At 71.0% G+C, this 5046-nt stretch carries 5 protein-coding genes; 3 read left to right on the forward strand and 2 right to left on the reverse strand.

The annotated features are described in order from the left end of the window. Positions 1-141 precede the first annotated feature (141 nt). Together EQG76_RS06895 and EQG76_RS06900 are read right to left on the reverse strand one after the other, a co-directional pair. Positions 142-873 (reverse strand): alpha/beta hydrolase family esterase, encoded by a 732-nt coding sequence (locus EQG76_RS06895; protein ID WP_159711835.1) that lies wholly within the window; start codon positions 871-873, stop codon positions 142-144. Positions 874-984: 111 nt separating this feature from the next. Then, positions 985-1878, reverse strand: coding sequence for a phytanoyl-CoA dioxygenase family protein (locus EQG76_RS06900; protein WP_200840610.1), 894 nt, complete (start codon positions 1876-1878; stop codon positions 985-987). 50 nt (positions 1879-1928) lie between these two features. Here EQG76_RS06900 and EQG76_RS06905 point away from each other — a divergent pair, with 50 nt between their 5' ends. The 3 genes from EQG76_RS06905 to EQG76_RS06915 all read left to right on the forward strand — a co-directional run. Next, entirely contained in the window at positions 1929-3014 is a 1086-nt protein-coding gene (locus tag EQG76_RS06905) for a LacI family DNA-binding transcriptional regulator (protein ID WP_159711837.1), read from the forward strand. Positions 3015-3076: 62 nt separating this feature from the next. Next, positions 3077-4282: an endonuclease/exonuclease/phosphatase family protein gene (locus EQG76_RS06910; protein ID WP_159711839.1), complete on the forward strand. Its 1206-nt coding sequence runs from the start codon at positions 3077-3079 to the stop codon at positions 4280-4282. A 276-nt stretch (positions 4283-4558) separates the two neighbouring features. Then, positions 4559-5046 (forward strand): hypothetical protein (locus EQG76_RS06915; protein ID WP_159711841.1); only part of this gene is annotated, 488 nt, incomplete at its 3' end.

Consider the following 5046-nt stretch of genomic DNA (forward strand, 5'->3'; position numbering starts at 1 on the left):
CCTCTGCCTGATCGAGCTCACCACCGTGCTGGTCGGGCTCGGGCTGAGGCCGCCGCTGGTCCAGGCCACGCTCGGGGTGACCATCGTGGCCCTGGTCGCGATCTATGGCCGCGAGGCCCATGTCCGCGAGCTGATCTGACTCTATCCGGAGGTTCCGCCCGACCGGCGCGGCAGGGCCAGGAACCAGTCGATCGCCAGCTCTGCCCAGCCATCGGGGACGGTGTGCCCGTCCGGATGCAGCGCCAGTTCCACCGCGCCCGCCCGGCAGCCGGTCCAGCGCTTGCGCCAGAACGGGCCAGCCGTGGCGGGGATTTCGGCCGGGCCGTCGCAGCCATCCACCCTGCACCACAGGGCGAGCCCGGCGAAGATGTCGGCCTGCGCCAGCGCACCGCCGCGCAGCTCACGACCTTCCAGCGGCACGGTGGCGTCGGCGAAGCCATGAGTGTGCAGGAGCCGGACCGGTCCGGCGCAGGCGGCAGGCTGCGGCTGCCAGAACCCGCCGGCCACCGGGGCGTAGGCCAGCGCCATTCCGGGTTCCTGGCAGGCAATGTCCCAGGCCATCGAACCGCCCCGGGAGAAGCCGCTCAGCAGCACCCGGCCGCGGTCCAGACCGAAGCGGCGGGCGGCATCGTCCAGGACGCGGCCGACGAACGTCCGGTCGTCGCGCGGATGGGGCTGGCCGTCCGCCACCGACCAGTCGGTCCGGCCGCCGGGCCCGGCTTCGAGTCCCTGCGGGGCGATCACCGCGAAGCCGCGCGCCAGGAAGGCCTGTGCGAAGCCGGCCTGCAGCACCGCGGCGGCGTTCCCGCCCCAGCCATGCAGGTGGAGCAGCACCGGCGGCGGACTGCCCTGCCAGGCCGCTGGCAGCAGCACCAGATAGCTGCCGCCCTCGATCTCGCAGGGTTCCGCATCGCCCTGGGCAACCGGACGCGGTGCCGGACCAGGCGAGCCAGCCGAACACGACCAGCAGGCGCAGAGCCCCGGTCACGCTGCCCGGGTGTCGGCCTTGCCGAAGAAGCTGGTCTTCAGGCCGCGCTGGTTCTCATAGATCGAGCCCTGGCTCCTGGCCGGGGGCAGCGGCAGGCGGACCGGCACGTCGGCCAAGCGTGGTGCGATCGGATCGGTCTGCCCGGTCAGCATCAGCGCGTGCCATGCGTCCCAGTCCATCTGGTTGCCGGCGCACAGGGGCCAAGCGTCCGCGGCGCGGTACTGGAACAGGAGGAGCCGCCGCATCCGGTCGGACGTGTTCAGCGCCGAGCCGTGGATGGTGCGAGCATGGTGGATGGAGATGCTGCCGGCCGGGCCGATGCAGGGCACGGCCTGGTCGAACGCGATGCCGGAGCCGCTGGGGTCGATCGCCCCGCAGAAATACCCATCCGCATGGTGGTCGTAGACCTTGCCCTTGTGGGTGCCGGGGATGCAGAGCAGCGGCCCGTTCTCGATGGCGCAGTCGTCCATCATCACGCCTACCGCGCACAGATCGTCATTGGTGTGCGGATAGAACGCCCAGTCCTGGTGCCACTCGACCGCGGCCCCATAGCCGGCGGCCTTCATGTTCAGCTTGGACGTGTCGAACCGGATCGCCGGCGCCACCAAGTCCTGGAGGATGCCGAGGATGGTCGGGTGGCGCATCACCTGCTCGTAGATCGGCGCCTGCAGGTGCGGGGTCTTGATCCGGCGGACCCGGGGCTCCTCGGGCGAGTGGCTGGGCTCCAGGTCGTAGACGTCGTCATGCGCCGTCACTCCGCGCGCCTTCTCGACCAGCTCCTCGGTGACCCGGCGCAGCTCCGCCACCTCGGCCTCCGACAGCACGTCCTTGACAACCAGGAACCCGTCCCGCTCGTAGGCGGCAATCTGCTCGCTGCTCAGCACGGCCATGTCCTGCCTCTCCCGATCTTGGTCGCCCACGCAACTGGTCGAGCCTGCGCTTGCCCGATGAAAACGTCAACATTCCGCCAGCGGAATCAGCAGCCGACCGTCGGCGGCCGACGATCCGCGAGGTGGCGCGCCAGGCCGGGGTGTCGACCGTCACCGTGTCCCGGGTCTGCAACGAGCCCGACAAGGTGGTGCCCGCAACCAGGGCCCGCGTCGAGGCGGCCATGCGCAGCCTGGGCTACATCCCGAACCTGGCGGCGCGCGCGATGCGCACCCAGGCGACTCGCACGATCGGCATCCTGATCCCGAGCCTCACTGCCTATCCCAACGCGGCGGTGGCCCAGGCGGCAGCCGACCGGCTGGCGGAGCGTGGCTATGCCATGCTGCTCGCCAGCAGCGACCAGCAGATCCAGCGGGAATGCGCGGCGCTCGACCTGCTGCGCACCCGGCAGGTCGACGGGATCATCCTCTACGTGTCCGACCAGACCGACCCGCAGGTCCAGGCGGGGCTGCGCGCGGTCGACGTCCCGCTGGTGCTGCTCGACCGGGACCTGCCGATCAGCGCCGACCGCGTCTGTACCGACCATGCAGCGGCGATGACCGCCTTGGTGGCCCGGCTGGCGCTGCTGGGCCACCGCCGCTTAGCACTGGTCCAGCAGACCTTTGCGATCCGGCCGACCCTGGAGCGGCGCCGGCACTTCCTGGCGGCAGGGCTGGCCGCCGGACTCGAGCCGGCAGGGCTGCTCCCAGTCGGCCTGGTGCCCGGCCAGGAAATGGCGGCCGAGCTCGGCCGGCTGCTCGACGACGAGAACCGGCCCAGCGCGGTGATCGCGGAAGGCAGCCGGCTGCTGCTGGCGCTCCTGCACGCCTGCCGGGAGCGGGGACTGACCGTACCGGAGGATCTGTCGCTCGCAGCACTCGATGCCGAGGACGTGGCCATGGCGGCGAGTCCCGAGGTGAGCTCGGTGGTGCGCGACTTCGGTGCCATCGGCCGGGCGGCAGCGGACATGATGCTGGCCCGCCTCGCCGATCCCGCCGCACCTGCCCGGATGGTCGAGCTGCCGAGCCGGTTCGTGGACCGGACCAGCCTGGCCCCTCCCGCTCATTCCCCTGGTGGACCGCCCTTCAGCCCGGCTTGACTGGGCGTGCTCGGAGGGACCATCTGCCTGATCCTAACGCGACCAGCTCCAGGGATCCCGCCATGCGTCCGCGCCGCTTCCTGACCGGCCTGGCCACTGCCCTGCTCCTGGCGCTCGGCAGCTCGCATGCCCACGCCCAGGCGCGCCCGGTCGGCGAGATCCTGGTGATGACCCAGAACCAGTATATCGGCGCCGACCTCGCCACCCTGTCCGGCGCCGGCTCGCCGTCGGAGCTGAACGAGGCGGTGCTGAGGCTCCTGCGTCAGGCGGCGGCCAGCCCGTTCCCGCCGCGCGGCGCGCGGCAGGCCGCCCAGATCCAGGCGCGCCGGCCGGAGCTGGTCGGCCTGCAGGAAGTCTTCCACTTAAGCTGCCGCGAGCTGCCGCCCAGGCCCGGTGCCTGCACCGACTCAAGCATCGCCGCCGCGTTCGGCGATCATCTCAGGACGACGCTTGCGGCACTGGATGCCAGCGGCGGCGGCTACGAGGTGGCGGCGAGGGTCGTGAACTTCGACCTGCGCGAGACCCTGTCGCAGCTGCCGGGGATCGGGCTGCTGCGCGGCCTGCCGTTCACGATCGACGGCAAGCTGGGCCTGCTTTCCGCCTACGACCAGGACGTGATCCTGCGGCGCCGGGACATCGCGACCAGCCCGGTGACCTTCCCCGGCTGCCGCCGCTCCGCCCAGGGTTGCAACTATCGTGCCGAGGCGAGCATCCCCCTGCCGCTGCCGGGCAATCTCGGCCGCATCGGCTTCAAGCGCGGCTTCGTGGCGGTGGACACGGTGATCCTGGGGCGCAGCTACCGGTTCGCGAACACCCATCTGGAGGTGGCAGCGCTGGGCGACGGCCCTCCCGGCTTCGCCGCCATTCAGGCGGCCCAGGCGGCGGAGCTCCTGGGGGCGCTAAACACGGCGCCACGCGCGCAGGCGGGACCGACCATCGTGGTGGGCGACTTCAACTCCGGCCCAGCCGATCAGCGGCCGGCACCGATCGTGTCGCCCTACCGCCGCTTCCAGGCCGCCGGCTTCCTGGACAGCTGGGCGGCAGGCTCACCACAGGCGCGAGGCTTCACCTGCTGCCAGGCCGCGGACCTGCGCAACCCGACCTCGATCCTGTTCGAGCGGATTGATCAGATCTTCGTGAGCAGGCCCACCCTGGTGCGCGCGGTCCGGCTGGACGGCAACCAGCCCGCCGCCAAGACCGCGCCGGTGAATGGCGTGCGCCTGTGGCCTTCGGACCATGCTGGCGTGGCTGCGTGGCTGCGTTTCTAAGCGGCGCAGCCCTGGCAGCACCACATCGATTGCATGGCGTTCGTTAACGGACGCGTGGTATGTTGGCCGAAGGATGGCCCCGGCGGAAGGGGGCGAGTCCGTTCCCGAACCAGCGCAGGATGTCTTGTCGATGCATCGTGGATTTCGTCGCCACCCCGTCGTCACGACCTGCCGTACCCTTCCACCGGTTGATCTTCGTCACTTTCCCGCTCGTCATGGCCGGCTAAATTATTACATGGTGGCTGGTTGAGCGGACCTGATTATAGGCTTGAACGAATGGTTCACGTCGCTTGCCGGATATTCCGGCTGATCCTGCCCTGCCCGGCGCGCACCTGCGCGGGTGCCATGGTCCTCTGCCTGTCGTGGCTCCTCCTGGCTGCGACCGGCGCACTCGCCGCCGAGCGCCCGGACCTGCGCCGCTGGCCGGGTGAGATCGACGTCATGACCCAGAACCAGTACCCAGGCGGCGATGTCGACGGGCTGCTCGATGCCGCGGAGGCCGGCGATCCCGGCGAGGCGGCAGTCGCCCTGCTCCGCCAGGTGGCCGAGAACTATTTCCCGCGCCGGGCCGAGCGTCAGGTGGCCGAGATCGTCCGCCGGCGTGCCGACCTAGTCGCCCTCCAGGAAGTCTATCGCCTGACCTGTCAGGACCTGCCGCCCGTGCCCGGCGCCTGCCGCGATCCAGCGATCGCCCGGGCATTCGGCGACCAGCTCGACGCGACGCTTGCCGCCCTGCGCGATCGCGGCGCCGACTACCGGGTTGC

The organism is Geminicoccus flavidas, assembly GCF_009806515.1.
Classification (GTDB): domain Bacteria; phylum Pseudomonadota; class Alphaproteobacteria; order Geminicoccales; family Geminicoccaceae; genus Geminicoccus; species Geminicoccus flavidus.